Here is a 17,479-nt window from a genome sequence, read left to right as displayed (position 1 = left end):
GGTCGGCCACAAGAGGGCCGGCGGGCCGGACGTGATCAATCCGCTGCGGGCAGCGGGAGTTGGGCGAGGTCGCGGAGCGGGACGGGGCAGGCGAGGGGGCGGCGGTCGGGGGCGGGCGCCGTCTCCTCTGCGCCGGTGTCTGTGCCGGTGTCTGTGCCGGTGTCTGTGCCGGTGTCTGTGCCGGTGTCTGTGCCGGCGCCCGCGCCTGCCGCCGCGCAGAGCGCCGCCACCGCCGGGCCGCACATGCGGCCCTGGCACCAGCCCATGCCCGCACGGGTCAGCAGTTTGACGGTCCGTGCGTCGCGCGCGCCCAGCTCCGCCAGGGACTCGCGGATCCGGCCCGCCGGGACCTCCTCGCAGCGGCACACGTCCGTCGCGTCGGGCAGCCAGTGCTGCCAGCCGGCGCCGGGGCGGTGGGCGGCGCCCATCACGTCGGCGAAGGCGCGCAGGCGGGTGCGGGTGCGGCGGAGGCGGGTCGGGGCGGGTGCCTGCGCGATGGAGTGGGCCGCCAAGGCGCCCTCGGCGACAGCGAGTTGAGCGCCGCCGATGCCGCCGGTCTCCCCCGCCGACCAGACGCCCGGGACCGAGGTGCGCAGGTCCGCGTCGAGCGCGAGGGCGACCGTGCCGTCCGGGGCCGTACGGGTGGCGCAGCCCAGGGCGGTGGCCAGGGACAGTTCGGGGACCAGGCCGTGGCCGACGGCCAGCGCGTCGCACGGGATGCGGCGGGATGTGCCGGGCACCGGGCGCCAGTCACGGTCCAGGCGGGCGACCGTGACGGCCTCCACCCGGTCGGTGCCGTGCGCCTCGACGACGGCGTGGCGGGTGAGGAGGCGGGTGTGCGCCCGCAGGAGCGCGGCGCCGTGGCGGGCGCCCTCGGCGAGCTTCGCCGGGTTGCGGAGGAGCGCGGCGGTGGCGGCCGCGCCGCCGGTCGCGTAGCCGGTGTACGCGGCGGCCTCCACGACCGCCGGAACCCGGGCTCCGGCGCCGGCCAGCGAGCCGGCGACGGCCAGGAGGAGCGGGCCGCTGCCGGCCACCACGATCCGGCGGCCCGGGAGCACCAGGCCGCCCTTCAGCATCGCCTGCGCGCCGCCCGCGCCGACCACGCCCGGGAGGGTCCAGCCGGGGAAGGGGAGGTGGCGCTCGTACGAGCCGGTGGCGAGGAGCACGGCGGGGGCGGTGACGGCGAGTGGAGCCGTGACGGAGGTGGGGGCCGATTCGGTGGTGCGGGTGTGGAGGGTCCAGGTGGGGTCGGTACGGGTGGGGTCGGCACGGGTGACCGACCAGACGTGGTGGTGCGGAACGTACGCGATGCGGCCCGCCGCTTGGTGGGCTCGGAGGCGGCTCAGCAAGGTGGTGAAGGTGCGGCGGTCGTGGTGCGGGGCCGCCGCCTGCGGGTGGGTCGCGGCGAGCGCGGGCGCGGGGTGGCGGTAGTACTGGCCGCCCGGGCGGGCACCCGCGTCGAGCAGCGTGACGGTCAGGCCGAGGTCCGCGGCCGTGACGGCGGCGGCGAGTCCGGCCGGGCCGGCTCCGACGACGGCCAGTTCAGTCTTCGAGCGCGGCACGGCCCGTTCCTTCCTGGGTGGTGACGGTGTCGCCGGGGCGGGCGGGCAGCAGACAGGCGCGCTGGTTCGGGCGTCCGTTGACGGTGACGAGGCAGTCGTAGCACTGACCGATGCCGCAGAAGGCGCCGCGCGGCGCGCCGTTGGTGCGGGTGGTGCGCCAGGCGAGGATGCCGGCCGACCAGAGGGCGGCGGCGACGGACTGGCCCTCCTGGGCCGGGAGTTCACGGCCGTCGAAGGTCAGCTTGTAGGACACGGGGTGCTCCGGTGTGGGTGGGTGGGTGCGTGGTGGCCGCTCCGGTGGCCGCGTCCGGGACTGCATGATTTACGGCGCGGTCGGGCCCTGGTGAGATCGAGGCTCCTGGATCCGCGCCACAAATCACGCTTTACGTCCCGAACGCGGCCCCCTGCACGGCCCCCACTTCCGTCCCTCATTCCGCTTCCCCGCCGTGTCCGCTGAAGTCCCGGTGTGGTGCGAAGGGTGCCAGGGGGAGGTGTGGTTCGGAGTCCGTGAGGGCCGCCGCGATCAGTGCCGCCGTCGCCGGGGCCAGGCCGATGCCCGCTCCCTCGTGGCCGCACGCGTGGAACAGGCCCGGCACCCGGTGGTCCGGGCCGATGGCCGGGAGATGGTCCGGGAGGTAGGGGCGGAAGCCGTGGTACGCCCGGATGACATCCACGTCGGCCAGGACCGGGAAGAGTGCGGCCGCCTGGGCGGCCAGACGCTGGAGGGCCTGCGGGGAGAGCGTGCGGTCGAAGCCCACGCGTTCGCGGGTCGCGCCGATGAGGACCGGGCCCGCCGGGGTGCCCTCGACCACCGCCGAGGACTGGAGGTTCGCGGAGTCGCTGGCCACGTCGGCGACGTAGTCGGCCGCGTACACCTTGTGGCGGACGAGGGGCGGCAGCGGTTCCGTGACCAGTACGAAGCCCCGGCGGGGCAGTACGGGCAGGTGCGCGCCGGCGAGTGCGGCGATCTCGCCGCCCCATGTGCCCGCGGCGTTCACCACGGCGGGTGCGAGGAGTTCGCGGCGGGGTGTGCGGACGCCGGTGACGGTGCCGGAGGGGGTACGGAGGATCTCGGTGACCTCCTCACCCAGGTAGGTCGTGGCGCCAGAGGCCGCGAGCAGGTGGGCCGCCGCCTTGGCCGGCTGGACCTGGGCGTCTTGAGGGTAGAGGAAGCCGCCCGCTTGGGAGGGGGCCAGGTGGGGTTCGAGTGCGGGCAGGTCCTGGGCCTGGATTTCGTCGGCCTGGACGCCGGACTCGCGTTGGGACTCGGCGAAGGCGCGGAGGGCCTTCAGGGTGGGCTCGTCGTGCGCCACGACGAGCCCGCCCTTCGGCTCGTACTCGATGTCCGGCGGGAGTGCGTCGGACAGGTCGCGCCAGAGTCTCGTGGACAGCAGCGCGAGGTCGAGCTCGGGGCCCGTCCCCTTGTCGGAGACGAGCAGGTTGCCTTCCCCGGCACCGGTGGTGCCGCCCGCGACGGGACCGCGGTCGACGACGGCGACGGAGAGGCCGGAGCGGGCCGCGAAGTAGGCGCAGGCGGCTCCGATCACGCCGGCACCGATGATCACGGCGTCCAGGGAGTGTCTCTTGGGCACGGCAGTAATATGTCACATTCTTCAGGCGGTGCCCAGGGGCTGCTGCCCCTGGGCACGATTGACGGTCGGTCAGCTGCGGAGCGGGCCCTCGCAGCGGTAGCTCGACGTGCCCGCGACCTTGTTGGACCAGATCTCGATCGGTCCGAAGCTGCAGTTCATGTCGGCCAGGTTGTTCAGCGCGGACTCACGGGCGCGGTCGAGGATGAAGTAGTCGACGGTCTCGGACATGTCCTTGAAGTTCTGGTCGTCGCTGCTCCAGTTGCTCAGGTTCGCCGTGATCCTTCCGGTGCAGATGAAGCGCCGCTTGCCGGTGTCGCCGTTCTCGACGCAGTCCGGGTTGCTGTACGTGGCCCCTTGGAAGGCGGTCTTCACTCCGACGACGGTCGAGTAGGTGAGCCGGTCGTTGGGGGTGAACGTGGTGTTGGGCACGTAGAGGTCGTCGACCTTGGCGATCTGCGTGTCCAGGAAGCGGTCGTACGCGGCCTGGAGGCCGGGGTCGGCGCTGAGGCGTTCGCGCCAGGCGTCGTAGCCGGCGACGTCGTTGGCGCGCAGGCGCCCGTACATCTCGCGGAGCAGGCTCGGGCGCTCGGTCCACAGGAACTCGAAGAAGGTGCCCGCGTAGTTGTAGAAGCGGAAGCCGTCGCCGTCGTAGGTGGCGTGCAGGAGCTGGCGCACGCTCATGCGGGGGCCGCCGCCGGCCGTGTCGTTGATGATGCCGCGGACCAGGGACTTGCGGACGGCGATGCCGTTGTCGCGGGTGGCGCCGTCGAAGAACTCGGCGGTGCCCTCGTCCATGGCGGTGGTGCGGTCGCCCTGGTACCAGGGGCCCTCGCCGAAGAAGCCGGGGACGGCGAACCGGCCGTTGAGGTAGTGGGTGTACTCGTGCCGGAAGAGCTCTTCGAGCGTCAGCGAGGAGTCCTGCGGGACGCGCCGCTGGTAGGTGTAGAAGGTGGCGCCGTTCTCGATGTAGATGCCGCCGTTGTTGGTGTCGTACCCGGTGAGCAGCGGGTGGTAGTTCTCGTAGTCGGCGCGCGAGGCGTACAGCACGATGTTCAGGGTGCTGTTGGGGTCGCCGGTGAGGGGTGTGTCGGTGCCGATGACGCGGTGGAACTGGGCCTTGACCTGCTTGCTCGCGTAGTAGAGCTGGTCGACGGTGGCCCGGTCGAGGGCGGTGCGGACCTTGATGCCGCCGTTGTCGTAGCTGTACGTGTAGGGGAAGAGGCGCTTCTCGATGTCGGCCTTGCAGACGTTGTAGGGCGCGCAGGCGTCGTAGGTGTTGAGCCAGCTGACGATCTTGGCCCAGGGCTGGCTGCCGTAGCCGAAGCCGGACTCGACGGGGCCGAGGAGGGCGCCGAGGTCGGCGACGATGGCGGGCTGGAGGCCGGATATCTGGCCGAAGCGGCCGTACTCGGAGAGGGCGTCGCGGGCCACCCAGGCGTTGGCGGTGCCCTTGAGGTGGGTGTAGCCGGAGAAGGCCTTGAAGGCGGCGCGGTAGGCCGGGTCGGCCTTGGCGGCGGCGTGGAAGGCGGTGTCCTGGTTGCCGGGGTAGATGCCCAGGTAGTTGACGGAGAGCGCGGAGAGGGCGGCGCCCGCCCAGGTGGGGTCCTGGTTGGTCGCGGGGTGCGCGCCGTCCATCGTGGCGAGGACCTTCACGATCAGGCCGAGCTGGTGCTGGCGCAGGCCGGGGGCGCTGCCGATGTAGAGGGCCTCGCGCAGGGTGGCGGCGTTGGTCGCGGTGACGTCGAAGGTGTGAGCGGCGTTGCCGAAGTCGGCGATGGCGCGGCGGACGGCGTCGACGGTCGGGGCGTCGGTGATGTCGATCTCGGTGCGGGAGAAGTCGTGGTAGGCCACCGCGTGGAGGTAGGTGAACATCTCCTCCAGGTGGGTGGAGTTGCGTCCGTCGTGGGTGGCGGCGAGGGACGAGATGCGTCGCGAGACGGCCTGGACGTGGGCGTCGGACATCACCGGCGCGAGTCGGGCGTCCCAGGTCCAGATGAGGTTCCGCAGACAGCCGTCGGCGGTGACGGCCGGGTCGGCGAGGAAGTCGGCGAACTGCTCGGGCGAGAGGCCGGTGACGCCGTCGAGGGTGCAGGGCACGCCGGCGGCGAAGGCGGTGCGGGCCTTCGCGCCCTTGGCCTTGGGCGCGGGGCCGGGGATCCGGGCCTTGGCCCCGGCGCCGCCGGGGGCGGTGGGCGGAGTGGGCTTGGCGGTGCGGGGGTTGGCGAGGTGCGCGACCTCGTCGAAGGGGTTCTGCCCGGGCGCGCCGAACGTGGCGGGGAGCTGGGCGGGCGCGGGGGCCGGGGCGGCCGCGGGTTCGGCGGCCTGGGTCGTGGCCTGGCCCGCGGCGAGGAGGGTCACCGCGACGGCGGTGGCGAGCAGGGAGGTACGCACGAGTCTGCGCTGGGACACCTGGGCTCCTGAGGAGGGTGTGGGGGATGGCGGCATGCGCGGTGAACCCCCCTGGCTCATACGGGAGTTGACGGATGTCGGGTTCACCGGCTGAGCAGTAAAATAGTAATGTGAAATTGCACTGACAAGACTTGTGCACCCATCAGTTCGCGGCACCCGCTACCTTGACCCGATGCCCGCGCTGCACTCACTCGCCCTCGGCCCCCTCGACGACCCGCCACTGCCCCCGATCCCGGAGGCCGCGGCCGAGCTCCTGATCCGGCTGTCCGGCCCCGGTGCGGCCCACGAGCGCACAGGTCGCGAACTGCTGCTCGCCGAGGGCGTATCCGCCCGGCTCGCTCGCTTCGCCGCGACCCACGCGTCTTGGGACGCCCCCGGGGTGGGCCTCGACGACCTGCTGGTGAGCCTCGCCGACAAGGCGTGGAAGAACAAGCGGGTGCCCGCGCTGGAAGACCTGGTGGTGGCGCGGCTCGCCGAGGCGTCGGGGCGGGAGCGGTGGGAGGTGTTCCTGGAGCTCGACGGCGTCCTCGACGCGATCGGCGCCGGCGCGGACGCGCGGCTCGCGTTCCAGGGGGCGTACCCGGTGATGTGACCGGCGGTGCGGTTACCCTGGCGCCTCGACGCGAGGAGGCAGCATGGGGCGGATGCCGTCGGCGGAACGGCGCCGGCAGTTGGTGGAGGCGGCGGTCCGGGTCATGGCCAGGGACGGGGTGGGGCGGGCGACGACGCGGGCGATCTGCGCCGAGGCGGAGGTGTCGCTGAGCGTCTTCCACTACTGCTTCGACTCCAAGCAGGAGCTCCTGGAGGCGGCCATCGGGTCGATCACCGGGAACTACGTGGCCCGGGTGATGTCGGCGGTGGAGCCGCGGGCGACGCTGCGAGAGACCGTGCGGGGCGCACTCGGGACGTACTGGGAGCATGTGCGGGCCCATCCGGCCGAGCACATGCTGACGTACGAGCTGACCCAGTACGCGCTGCGCGAGGAGGGCTTCGAGCATCTGGCGCGGGCGCAGTACGAGCAGTACGTGGCGTCCGCCGCGGTCCTGGTGGGGCAGGTGTGCGCGGTGCTCGGGGTGACGCCGAAGGTGCCGGTGGAGCTGGTCGCGCGGGTGCTCGCGGCGACGATCGACGGGCTGACGCTGCAGTATCTGGTGCTCGGCGACGTGCAGGCGGCGGAGGCGCTCCTGGATGCGACGGCGGATCAGCTGGTGGCGCTGATCGGCGGCTGAGGGCGGCTCTCGATCGTCAACAGGTCATTTGACCCGGACTCTTGACTCACTGGTGGTTCACCGCGATCCTCGGCGCGAGCCCACTGTTACCGCCAGAAACACCCAGGACGGCTCGCAGCCCGGTATCCCCCATGACCGAAGGCATCGCTGACCATGATTCGACCATCCACACGCGGGCCGGGCGGCCGATTCGCCCTCGTGGCCCTGTTCATCGCCCTGGCCACCGTCGTCTTCGGCGCCGGCCCGGTCCCCGCCGCCGACACCGGCGGCCAGTGGTGGGAGCCCACCGCACGGCCGGCGCCCGATTCGCAGATCAACGTCACCGGCGCCCCGTTCAAGGGGACGGACGCCTCCGGCAACGTGCGCGGCTTCGTCGACGCGCACAACCACCTGATGTCCAACGAGGGCTTCGGCGGCCGCATGATCTGCGGCCAGACCTTCTCCACCGCCGGGATCGCCGAGGCGCTCAAGGACTGTCCCGAGCACTACCCCGACGGCTCGGGCGCCCTCTTCGAGCACCTCACCGGCGGTGACAACGGCAAGCACGACCCGGTCGGCTGGCCCACCTTCAAGGACTGGCCCGCCAACAACTCGCTCAGCCACCAGCAGAACTACTACGCCTGGGTCGAGCGCGCCTGGCGCGGCGGCCAGCGGGTCCTGGTCAACGACCTGGTGACCAACGGGCTGATCTGCTCGATCCTGCCGCGCGACCGCGGCTGCGACGAGATGGACGCGATCCGCCTGGAGGCGCGCAAGTCCTACGAACTGCAGGACTACGTCGACTCGATGTACGGCGGCCCGGGCAAGGGCTGGTTCCGGATCGTCACGGACGCGGCGCAGGCCCGTTCGGTGATCGAGCAGGGCAAGCTCGCGGTCGTGCTCGGCGTGGAGACCTCGGAGCCGTTCGGCTGCAAGATGATCCTCGACGTCCCGCAGTGCAGCCAGGCCGACATCGACAAGGGCCTGGACGAGCTGTACGGCCTCGGCGTGCGCAGCATGTTCCTGTGCCACAAGTTCGACAACGCGCTGTGCGGTGTGCGCTTCGACAGCGGCACCACCGGCGTCGCGGTGAACATCGGCCAGTTCCTGTCCACCGGCACCTTCTGGGCGACCGAGAAGTGCAAGGGCCCGCAGCACGACAACCCGATCGGGCTGGCGGCGGCGCCCCCCGCGATGGCCGAGAAGCTGCCGGCGGGCGTGACCGTGCCCTCGTACGCCTCGGACGCGCAGTGCAACACCCGCGGCCTCACCCGGCTCGGCGAGCACGCCCTGAAGGGCATGATGCAGCGCGGGATGATGCTGGAGCTCGACCACATGAGCGTGAAGGCGGCGGGCCGGGCGCTCGACATGCTCGAGGCCGAGGAGTACCCGGGTGTCATCTCCAGCCACAGCTGGATGGACCTGGACTGGACCGAGCGGGTCTACCGTCTCGGCGGTTTCGTCGCCGAGTACATGCACGGCGCCGAGGGCTTCATCGGCGAGGCCGCGCAGAAGGCGGACCTGCGCAAGAAGTACGGCGTCGGCCTCGGCTACGGCACCGACATGAACGGTGTCGGCGGCTGGCCGGGCGCGCTCGGCGAGGACGCGCCGAACGCGGTGAAGTACCCGTTCAAGAGCTTCGACGGCGGTTCGACGCTCGACCGGCAGGTGACGGGTGAGCGCACCTGGGACCTGAACAAGGACGGCGCCGCGCACAACGGTCTGGTCCCGGACTGGGTCGAGCAGATCCGGCTCACCCCGGGCGGCCCGGGTGTGGTGGACGAGCTGGCGAAGGGCGCGGAGTCGTATCTGCGCACCTGGAAGGCGACCGAGAAGCACGAGATGGGCGTCAACCTGGCGTCCGGTCAGCCGACTTCGGCCTCCACGAGCGAGTGGTGGAACCCGTTCGTGAACTACTCGCCGGGCCGCGCCGTGGACGGCGACACCGGCTCGCGCTGGGCCAGCGAGTGGAACGACGCCCAGTGGTGGCAGGTGGACCTGGGCGAGTCGCGCCGGGTCGGCCGGGTCACCCTCGACTGGGAGTCCGCCTATGCCAAGGCCTACCGGATCGAGCTGTCGGACGACGGCACCGACTGGCGCTCGGTGTGGTCCACGGACGCCGGTGACGGCGGTTACGACACGGCCGAGTTCGCCTCGCAGCAGGCCCGCTACGTACGGGTGTACGGCGAGAAGCGGGGCACCGGCTGGGGCTATTCGCTGTACGAGGTGAAGGTCACCCGGAGCTGATCCGCTGACCGTACGCACACGGGGCCCGCCGGCGCTTGTCCGGCGGGCCCCTTCATGTGCGGGTCAGAGGGTGCGGCAGAGCAGGGCGTCCGGGGTCTTGCCCTTCAGCCACGCGCCGGTGAAGGCGATCCCGGCGACGTACTCGGTGGTGGCGCACTGGCCCTTGTAGTTGCCCTCGGCGAACTCGCCGCCGGGGGCGCCCGAGGCCCCGGCGGGGCGGTTGTCGCCGCGGTCGAACCACAGGGTGCGGCCGGTGAGCGGCAGGGCGCGGCTCGCTCCGGTGCAGAGCAGGGCGGAGACGGCCTGGCCGCGGACGCTGTAGCCGGTCGCGAACTGGCCCTGCGGGCACTGGAGTTTGGTGTAGCCGCCGGCCCAGTCGCCCTCCTTCGCGTAGCGCTCGTCGCGGACCACGGTGACCGGTCCGGTGGGCGCGGTGAGTCCGCGCGCCCCGGCGTCGGTGCACAGGCCGCGTCCGTCCCGGTGGGCCAGGCCGATGAGCCGCTGCCCGTCGGGGCAGACGCCCTTGCGGGCGCCGGAGTCCCAGTCGCCGCCGGCCCGGGTGCGCAGGGACTGGACGGCGTCGGCGTGGTCCAGGTCGAGCATGTCCCAGGTGTCGGTGACCGGGACGGGCCCGGTCGTGGCGGGGGCGGTGACGAGGCGCTGCCAGTCGGGGGCCCGCCAGTCGGTGCCGTCGAGGAGGCCGGAGCGCCGGCCCTCGGGGTCGTAGTCGAGGAGCTTCCAGCGTCCGTGGCCGGTGAAGCCGACGAGCGGCCAGTAGGCGAAGTCGGCGTCGGTGGCGATCAGATAGTCGACGAAGTTGGTGAACCAGGCGCGGGCCTGGGGGTTGGTCTCGTCGGCGCCGATGCCGAACTCACTGATCCAGACGGGGGCGGTGTAGTGCCGTTCGGTGTCGGCGGTGACGAAGAAGGCCTGGCGGTGCAGGGTCGCGAAGAGTTCGTCGCGGGAGAGTTCCTGGTAGCGCCAGTCGTGGGTCTCGCCGGCGCCGGTGGCGCCGGTGTGGTTCGGCCCGGTGTAGCCGTAGAAGTGGGCCGAGTAGACCAGTTTGTTCGAGGCCACGAGGGTGTGGGAGAGGGTGCGGGCGGGTTCCAGGGTGGGGCGCCAGTGGAAGAGGCCGTCGGCGGGGATGCCCTGCCAGTTGATGCCCTCGACGATGATCAGGAGGTCGGGGTTGGCCTCGGTGAGGAGGCGGTCGCCCAGGCGCTGGGTGGCGGCCCACCAGTCGTGGTCGTCGCCCCAGCCCCAGTTGGCGTCGTCCATGATCGTGCGGCGGACCTCGTTGTAGAGGTCGGCGCCGACGACCCGCTTGTTGGCCTTGTAGCGCTGGGCGAGGAACAGCCAGTCGTTCTCCCACTGGGCGGTGGACTGGCTGGTGTTCCAGCGTTCGTTGCCGTCGAGTCCGCAGCACCAGCGGGAGGTGTTGGTGTGGTTGTTGAGGACGACGGCGAAGCCTTCGGCGGTGGTCGCGGCGATCACCGCGTCGAAGACCTGCAGCGGGGTGCGGCCGCGCAGCTCGGGGTTGGCGGCGACGGCGGCGTCCGGGACCGGCCGGGTGTCGTGCAGCATCTCGTTGGAGAAGGGCAGCCGGAGGCTGTTGAGGCCGAGGGCGTGGAAGTCGGCCAGAATTCCGGCGAGGGGTTTGCGGTCGAGGCCGAGGGGAAGCTGGTCGGACTTCTCGGCGTCGTGATGGGCGGCCGGGTCGGCGGGGTCGCCGGAGCCGTTCCAGGAGCCCTGGGCGCCGTGCCAGTTGCCGGACTTGAGCTTGAAGCGGTTGCCGTTCGCGTCGACGACATAGCGGCCGCGGGTGCTCAGCGGGGGCTGCCAGCTGTCGGCGAGGGAGGTGCCGGCGTCGGTGTCGGTGACGGTCGCGGTCACGGATTCCGTGACGGAGGCGTGCGCGGGTGCGGCGGCCGGTGTCCCGGCAGCCAGGAGGGCCGCGGCGAGCGCGGCCCCCAGGAGTGTTCTCTTCAACGGTGTCCTTCGGGTGAGGAGCGGGGAGCGAGGGGTTCAGGGGGCCGTGGGGCCGGTCCAGTCGGCGGGGACGTGGGCGAGCCGGACCCGCTGGGGGTGGTCGCCGACCTGGACGGAGGCGACCCGCTGCCCGGTCTTGAAGTCGATGGCGCTGACCCGGTCGGCGCCGCTCTCGGAGACCACGCAGGAGCGGCCGTCGCCGCTGACGGTGGCCCAGTAGGGCTTGGCGGTCTCGACCAGCGGGCCCTCCTGGAGGGTGGCGCGGTCGACGACGGTCGTGTAGTCGTCCATGGTCCCGGCCACGCACAGCTTGGTGCCGTCGGGGCTCATCGACAGGCCGTGGTGGCGGGAGTCGTTGACCCAGGAGGTGCGGTCGGGGTTCAGGTCCGGGTTGCCGGGCAGGTTCTTCAGGCGGGTGATGCGGTCGGTGGCGACGTCGTATTCGAGGAAGCCGTTGAAGAAGGACACCTGGAAGTAGATCTTCTTCTCGTCGGGGGTGAAGACGAGCGGGCGCACGGCGTCGGAGAGGTCGCCGCGGCCGAAGGCGTCGAGGCGTTCGCGCATGTCGATGACGCGCACGGTCTTGAAGGTGTTGGCGTCCACGACGGTGATCCTGCGGTCGCCCTTGGTCCAGTCGAGCCAGGGCGCGTCGAGCGCGGTGGTGACCTCGCCGATGGACATGTTCCACAGCAGTCCGTCGGAGGTGAAGACGTTCTCGTGGGGCTTGTCGCCGGTCTTGAAGGAGCCGACCTGGCGGCCGGTGACGATGTCGAGGACGTGCACGGTGTTGGCGGTGGAGGCGGAGACCGCGACCCGGGTGCCGTCGGGCGAGACGGCCATGTGGTCGGAGCGGTAACCGGCCACCGGGAACCGCCAGTTGATCCTCCCGGTGCGCAGGTCGACGGAGACGACGTCGGCGAAGCTTGGCCGGGAGACCACCATGGCGGAGCCGTCGGGGGTGGCGTACATGTCGTCGACGAACTGGTCGTGGCCCTCGCCCGGCCCGCTGCGCACGCCGAGGAAGAAGGCCAGCTTGATCGGGTCGAGGTAGATCTCCCGCATCCGCTCCTCGCGGTCGGGGATGACGTTCACCCGGCCGATCCGGCGCAACTCGCCCGCGGACTCGATGACATCGGCGGTGCCGTCCCAGTTGTTGCCGACGAACATCACCTCGCGCAGTCCGTCGGCGGCGGTACGGGCGGGGGCGGGCGCCGCGGCGGCCGGGGAGGCGACGGCACCGGAGCCGGCGACGGCGGCGAGCAGGGCGAGCGCGGCGGCGAGGGAGCCGACGGGACGCCGGCGGGCCCGGCCGCGCAGGGACCCGGGGCGGGGACGAGGCTCACGGGGAGAGGGCATGGGGGTTCCTTCTTCCGGCTCCGGACAAGGCATTACCCGCGGTAAGCAGGCTGGTCCCCCCGAGGGAAGCACGGACCTGCCACCCTCAACAAGCCCTCGGCACGGGCCTGTTACCCCTGAGTACGAGCGGTCGCCACAGCTCGCGCACACCGCCTTCACACCGTCCGCAAAACGGCTGGTAGCGGCCCTGTCGGCGGATGCCCGCTCGGGCACAATGCGGGGCGACGGGGGCAGTCGGGCACGGTGGTACGGGAGGCACGTCTTGCCGGTGGGGTCCTTATCGATGGGGTGGACGCGCGCGCTGCGCCGGCCGGAGGGAGTGGGCTCGGCCCTCCAGCGGGCCCGGTCCTTCATGATGCTCACCACCCTGCTGTACCGCGCGAGCCATCTCACCGTCGGCGTGCTCGCCGTCGCCCAGCGCCGCGACGGGCACCCCGTCCCGTACCTGGGCATCGCCGCCGCCCTCGGTCTCAGCCTGCTCACGTACGGCAGCGGGCTGCGGCGCGGCTGGTTCGACCCGCGGCACGTGCGGGCCGACGTCCTGGTCACCGGCTGCGCGCTGCCCCTCGCCCTCTACGCCTGGGGCGGGGTCCGGGAGACCCCGGCGATCGGCTGGGCGATGCTCCTCGGCGGCTCGGCCAGCGCCGTCGCCGCCGTCGCCCTCCCCCGCGCCCAGGCCCTGGCCGGCCTCGGGCTGCTCGTCGCGACCCATCTCGCCGGCTACCACCTCGTCGGCGCCGGCCGGGCCGTGCTCGGCGGACACCTCAACTCGCTGCTCTCCTCGGCCGCGATGGCCTGGGTGATGTGGTGGTACCTGCGCCGGCAGGGCCGGCTGCTCGACGAGGCCAACGCCCGGGCGCTCGCCGCCGAGGCCCAGAAGGCCCGCTACGCCGAACGGCTCGACCACCACCGCGCCCTGCACGACACCGTGCTCGCCACCCTCACCACCCTCGCGGCCGGCGGCGTCGACGCCAACGCCCCCGAGGTGCGCGAGCGGTGCGGCCGCGAGGCCGCCTATCTGCGGCGGCTCGTCCAGCAGACCGCCGAGGAGGTCCACCACCCCGGCCTGGGCACCGCCCTGGAAGAGGCCGTCAGCTCCGTGGAGAGCCTGCGGCTGCGGGTCACCGCCCAGTACCACCGGCTCCCCGAGGTGCCGCCGGCCGTCGCCGGGGCCTTCGCCGACGCAGCCCGCGAGGCGCTGAACAACGTACGCCGGCACGCCGGCACCGGACACGCCTGGCTCACCGCGACCGGCGACACCGACGGCCCCGGCGCGGTGATCACCGTCGTCGACCGCGGCCCCGGCTTCGACCCCGAGGACCATGTGCCCGGCTTCGGGCTGCGCGGCTCGATCCACTCCCGGATGACCGAGGTCGGCGGCCGGGCCGTCGTCGACACCGCACCCGGCGAGGGCGTACGGGTGGAGCTGCGATGGCCGGCGTGATCAGCGTGGCCGTGGTCGACGACGACCGGATGCTGCTCGACGGCATGCGGTCCTGGCTCGGCGGCGTGCCCGGGCTCCGGGTGGTCGCCACGGCGGCCACCGTCGGCGAACTCCTGGCCGGCGCACCGGGCCCGGACGCCGGGCCGCCGGCCGACATCGTGCTGCTCGACCTGCTGCTGCGCGACGGCTCCACGCCCACCGACAACATCCGGCGGCTGGTCGCCACCGGCACCCGGGTGCTGATGATCAGCACGGTGCCCGACCGCACCCGGATCATCGAGTCCGTACGGGCCGGCGCCGACGGCTATCTCACCAAGGACAACGAGCTGCCCACCCTGGTCGCCGCCGTCCAGGACATCGTGGCGGGCCACGGCTCCCACTCCCCCGAACTCGCCTTCGCCTGCGCGCACGACAGCAGCCCCTCCCGCCCCAGCCTCTCGCCGCGCGAGCGGCAGATCCTGCTCGACTACGCCTCGGGCCTGACCCTGAAGTCCGCCGCCCGGCGCGCCGGGATCACCGTGCACACCGCGAAGGACTACCTCGACCGGGTCAAGGCCAAGTACCGCCAGGCCGGCCGCCCCGCCTACACCAAGATCGACCTGGCCCGGCGGGTCCGCGAGGACAGCCTGGAGGCCTGACCCCGCGACGGGGACAGTCTCCCCGCCGGGTGCCCCCCGAACGCAAGCCCCCCAAACGGACGGCTGCAGGGGGCACCCCGGTCCTTCCTATCGTCGTCCCCGGCACGCGCCGCCGGGCGGGGCCGGAGGGGAGGGCGCAGATGACGGAGCCGTACGCCTGTACCGATCCGGGACCCGGCGGACTCGTGGGCCGGGGCGACCGGATGAGCCGGGTCGCCGGGGCCCTCGGGGACGCCCGTTCGGGACGGGGCGCGGTGGTGGTCGTCAGCGGTGAACCGGGCGTGGGGAAGACCCGGTTCGCCGCCTCGGCCGTCGCCGCGGCGCGGGCCGCGGGGATGGGCGCGGCCCACGGCAGGACGGGGACCGTGGGCCCGGCCGTCCCCTACCGGCCGCTGGCCGAGGCGCTGCTGGCGCTGGCGAGGACCGAGGGGCTGCCCGCACCGGGGGGAACGGGCGGCCACCGGCGGATCCTGGCCCGGCTCCTCGGGGGGAGGAGCGGCGTGCCGCCCCTGGCGGCGGCCGAGGCGGTCCTCCGCACCGTCGCCTCGGCCGCCGGACGGCGGGGGTTCCTGCTCGTGCTCGACGATCTGCACGAGGCCGATCCGGGAACCCTCGCCGTCGTCGACTATCTCCTCGACCAGCTGCCGTCGCTGCCGGTGGTGCTGCTCGCCACCGTCTCCCCCGGCCCGGGCCCGGCGACCGACCTCGCCGCCCGCGCCCACCACCGTCTCGACCTGCCGCCGCTCGGCCCGCGGGACGTCCGGCGCCTGGCCGCGGCCGAGTACGGCGGGACGCCGCTGCCGGCGGAGCTGCTGCGCCGGTTGCGCGAGGAGTCCGCCGGACTGCCCTTTCTCGTACGAGAGTTGGTACGCGAGTACGGACGTGAGGGCGGCCCGGCGGACGTTCCGGAGGCGGTCGCGGCGGATGTACGGCGGCGGGCCGAGCGGTTGGGCCCTGGCGCGGTGCGACTCCTCGCCGTGGCCGGGCTTTTCGGGGAGCGGTGTGCGGTGTACGAGGTGGCGCGCGCGGCAGGCGTCGAGGAGGTACGGGCGGGCGCGCTGCTGCGGGCGGCGGCCGACGCGCATCTGCTCACGCCCGATCCGGACGACCCCTCGGCCTACGTCTTCCGGCATCCCCTGGCCGCCCGGGCCCTCGCCGCCGCCCTTCCCCCGGCCGACCGGGTACGGGCCGCCCGGCGCGCCGCACTCGCCGTGGCGGAGCTGCACCCGGGGCTGCCGGGCCCCTGGTGTGCCCGAGCGGCGGCGCTGCACGCGAGCGCGGGCGACCCGGCGGAGGCGCTGCGGCGGTATGTGGAGGGGGCACGGCGGGCCGGCGCCGAGGGGGCCCCGGAACGGGCGCTGACGCTGCTCACCACCGCGCACGGGCTGCTGTCCCCGGCGGTTCCGGCGGAGCTGCGGGCGGAGGTGTGGGAGGGGCTGCTCGACGCGGTCCTGCTGACCGGGCGTCTGGACGCCCTCCCCCGGGAGGCCCTGGAGCTGCCGGCCGACGGGCCCGGGCTCGCGGCGGCCCGCCGGGCCGGGTTGCACGCACGGATCGCACAGGTGCACGCGGTGGCCGGGCGGCCCGAGGAGGCGCTGCGGCGCCTGGATCTGGCGCGCTGGACGCTGGGTGAGGCCGGCGGCGACCACGGGGCCACCGCCCTGGTCGAGCTGGCCGCGGCGCGGGTCGAGCCGGGCCGGCTCGCGCCCGAGCGGCTTCGCACGGCCACGGGGGCGGCCCGCCGGGCGGTCGACGCCGCGCATGCCGCGGGCCTGCCCGGGGCCACCGGGTGGGCGCTGCTCGCGCTCGGGCGGCTCACCCAGGACCAGGACGGGCAGGGCGCGGCGGAACGGTTCACCAGGGCGCGGGCGCTTGCCGCGCTCACGCCGGGCGACGGGGCGCTGCGGATCGCCGCCGACGGGTGCCTGGCGCGGCTCGCGATGCGGCGGGACGGCCTCGCGGCGGCCGTGGAGGAGAGCCGGCGGGCGGCCGAGCGGGCGGGGCTCGCGCCGCAGGCGCACGAGACGGGGTTCGCGCTCGCGCTCGACGGGGTGCGGCGCGGGGCGTTCGGGGCGGCCGGGGAGCTGATCCGGGACGGGGAGGAGGACGCGGCGCGCCGGGGCTTGGGGCGGGCGGTGGCGCTCTGGCGGCTCGCGGAGGCGGTGCGGGTCGCGCACCGGGGGCGGCGCGACGAGCTGCGGGAGGCCCTCGCACGGCTCGCGCCCGTGGCGGACGCGGCGCCGGGGCTTCGGGCGATGGAGTTCGGGCTCGCGCGGGGGTTCTGCTCGCTCCTGGAGGAGGATCACGAGGCGGCCGAGCGGGAGTTCGCGCAGGCCCTCGCGTACGACGCGGAGAATCCGGCGACGGGTGACTTCGGCCGGCACGGGGTGGCCCTGCTGTGCGGGGTGCTCGCGGGGCGGGCCGGGCGGCGGCACCACGACCGGGCGCTCGCGGCGGGGGCCGCGGCGGCCCGCTGGAACCGGCCGTTCGCGGGGCTCGCCGACGCGGTGCTGCTCGGCCGCGAGGGCCGGGCGGCGGAGGCGACGGCGGCGGCCGGGGCGGCGCTGGCCGACGCGGCGCCCTATCCGCTGGCGGGGCGGCTCGGGATGCGTCTTGTGGCGGCCGCCGCGTACGAGGACGGCTGGGGCGCCCCGGCCGACTGGGCGCGCGAGGCGGAGGAGTTCTTCCACGCCGCCGCCCTGCCGGCCGTGGCCGGTGCCTGCCGCGGACTGCTGCGCGCCATGGGCGCCCCGGTGCGGCAGCGCCGCTCCGGCACCGACCGGGTGCCCGCGCCGCTGCGCCGGTGCGGGATCACGGTGCGGGAGTTCGAGGTGGCACGGCTGCTCGCGGAGCGCTTCGGCAACCGTGACATCGCGGGCCGGCTGCACATCTCGCCGCGCACGGTGGAGAAGCATGTGTCGAGCCTCCTGCAGAAGACGGGGCACCCGAACCGGGCGGCGTTCGCGTCGGCCGCCCGGGATCTGGTGACGGGTTCGGCTCCCTAGGGCCCGTCCGGAAAGTAGCGTCGTCTGCC

The 17,479-nt window shown here is 73.8% G+C and carries 12 protein-coding genes; 6 read left to right on the top strand and 6 right to left on the bottom strand.

Annotation, left to right across the window (positions count from 1 at the left end):
- Positions 1–35: 35 nt before the first annotated feature.
- The 4 genes from JAO84_RS33485 to JAO84_RS33470 all read right to left on the bottom strand — a co-directional run bounded on the left by JAO84_RS33485 (position 36) and on the right by JAO84_RS33470 (position 5,563).
- Positions 36–1,562: an FAD-dependent oxidoreductase gene (locus JAO84_RS33485; protein ID WP_370416211.1), complete on the bottom strand. Its 1,527-nt coding sequence runs from the start codon at positions 1,560–1,562 to the stop codon at positions 36–38.
- The gene (locus JAO84_RS33480) at positions 1,543–1,884 is read right to left on the bottom strand and encodes a (2Fe-2S)-binding protein (RefSeq protein ID WP_370416938.1); all 342 of its coding nucleotides are present in this window, start codon (positions 1,882–1,884) and stop codon (positions 1,543–1,545) included. The genes JAO84_RS33485 and JAO84_RS33480 overlap by 20 nt, the downstream gene beginning before the upstream one ends.
- A 106-nt stretch (positions 1,885–1,990) precedes the next feature.
- Entirely contained in the window at positions 1,991–3,154 is a 1,164-nt protein-coding gene (locus tag JAO84_RS33475; RefSeq protein WP_370416210.1) for an NAD(P)/FAD-dependent oxidoreductase, read from the bottom strand.
- 69 nt (positions 3,155–3,223) lie between these two features.
- Positions 3,224–5,563: a collagenase gene (locus tag JAO84_RS33470; RefSeq protein ID WP_370416209.1), complete on the bottom strand. Its 2,340-nt coding sequence runs from the start codon at positions 5,561–5,563 to the stop codon at positions 3,224–3,226.
- 172 nt (positions 5,564–5,735) lie between these two features.
- On the opposite strand from JAO84_RS33470, the gene JAO84_RS33465 reads away from it, so the two are divergent.
- The 3 genes from JAO84_RS33465 (at position 5,736) to JAO84_RS33455 (ending at position 9,018) form a co-directional block, all read left to right on the top strand.
- Positions 5,736–6,155, top strand: coding sequence for a hypothetical protein (locus tag JAO84_RS33465; RefSeq protein WP_370416208.1), 420 nt, complete (start codon positions 5,736–5,738; stop codon positions 6,153–6,155).
- 43 nt (positions 6,156–6,198) lie between these two features.
- Positions 6,199–6,792, top strand: coding sequence for a TetR/AcrR family transcriptional regulator (locus JAO84_RS33460; RefSeq protein WP_370416207.1), 594 nt, complete (start codon positions 6,199–6,201; stop codon positions 6,790–6,792).
- 153 nt (positions 6,793–6,945) lie between these two features.
- Positions 6,946–9,018: a discoidin domain-containing protein gene (locus JAO84_RS33455; protein WP_370416206.1), complete on the top strand. Its 2,073-nt coding sequence runs from the start codon at positions 6,946–6,948 to the stop codon at positions 9,016–9,018.
- 63 nt (positions 9,019–9,081) lie between these two features.
- Here JAO84_RS33455 and JAO84_RS33450 read toward each other — a convergent pair whose 3' ends face one another.
- Entirely contained in the window at positions 9,082–11,007 is a 1,926-nt protein-coding gene (locus JAO84_RS33450) for a glycoside hydrolase family 5 protein (protein ID WP_370416205.1), read from the bottom strand.
- A gap of 36 nt (positions 11,008–11,043) precedes the next feature.
- Positions 11,044–12,363 carry a YncE family protein gene (locus JAO84_RS33445; RefSeq protein WP_370416204.1) on the bottom strand — a complete coding sequence of 440 codons (1,320 nt, stop codon included), beginning with the start codon at positions 12,361–12,363 and terminating at the stop codon, positions 11,044–11,046.
- Positions 12,364–12,646: 283 nt separating this feature from the next.
- On the opposite strand from JAO84_RS33445, the gene JAO84_RS33440 reads away from it, so the two are divergent.
- From JAO84_RS33440 to JAO84_RS33430, 3 genes are all read left to right on the top strand, one after another.
- Positions 12,647–13,807, top strand: coding sequence for a sensor histidine kinase (locus tag JAO84_RS33440; RefSeq protein WP_370416203.1), 1,161 nt, complete (start codon positions 12,647–12,649; stop codon positions 13,805–13,807).
- Positions 13,795–14,445: a response regulator gene (locus JAO84_RS33435; protein WP_370416202.1), complete on the top strand. Its 651-nt coding sequence runs from the start codon at positions 13,795–13,797 to the stop codon at positions 14,443–14,445. Before JAO84_RS33440 ends, JAO84_RS33435 begins: the two co-directional genes overlap by 13 nt.
- 140 nt (positions 14,446–14,585) lie before the next feature.
- Complete coding sequence (locus JAO84_RS33430; protein ID WP_370416201.1) at positions 14,586–17,450, top strand: AAA family ATPase; 2,865 nt, start codon at positions 14,586–14,588, stop codon at positions 17,448–17,450.
- Positions 17,451–17,479 lie beyond the last annotated feature (29 nt).

This window comes from Streptomyces fradiae, assembly GCF_041270065.1.
Lineage (GTDB): Bacteria > Actinomycetota > Actinomycetes > Streptomycetales > Streptomycetaceae > Streptomyces.
Note: the sequence above shows the minus strand (reverse complement) of the source record. Positions and strands in the feature narration are given on the sequence as shown.

Bases quoted from the DNA above. Each gene is read 5' to 3' on its own strand.
- JAO84_RS33465 (WP_370416208.1), top strand. From the start codon at position 5,736: ATGCCCGCGCTGCACTCACTCGCCCTCGGCCCCCTCGACGACCCGCCA.
- JAO84_RS33460 (WP_370416207.1), top strand. From the start codon at position 6,199: ATGGGGCGGATGCCGTCGGCGGAACGGCGCCGGCAGTTGGTGGAGGCG.
- JAO84_RS33455 (WP_370416206.1), top strand. From the start codon at position 6,946: ATGATTCGACCATCCACACGCGGGCCGGGCGGCCGATTCGCCCTCGTG.
- JAO84_RS33445 (WP_370416204.1), bottom strand. From the start codon at position 12,363: ATGCCCTCTCCCCGTGAGCCTCGTCCCCGCCCCGGGTCCCTGCGCGGC.
- JAO84_RS33440 (WP_370416203.1), top strand. From the start codon at position 12,647: ATGGGGTGGACGCGCGCGCTGCGCCGGCCGGAGGGAGTGGGCTCGGCC.
- JAO84_RS33435 (WP_370416202.1), top strand. From the start codon at position 13,795: ATGGCCGGCGTGATCAGCGTGGCCGTGGTCGACGACGACCGGATGCTG.
- JAO84_RS33430 (WP_370416201.1), top strand. From the start codon at position 14,586: ATGACGGAGCCGTACGCCTGTACCGATCCGGGACCCGGCGGACTCGTG.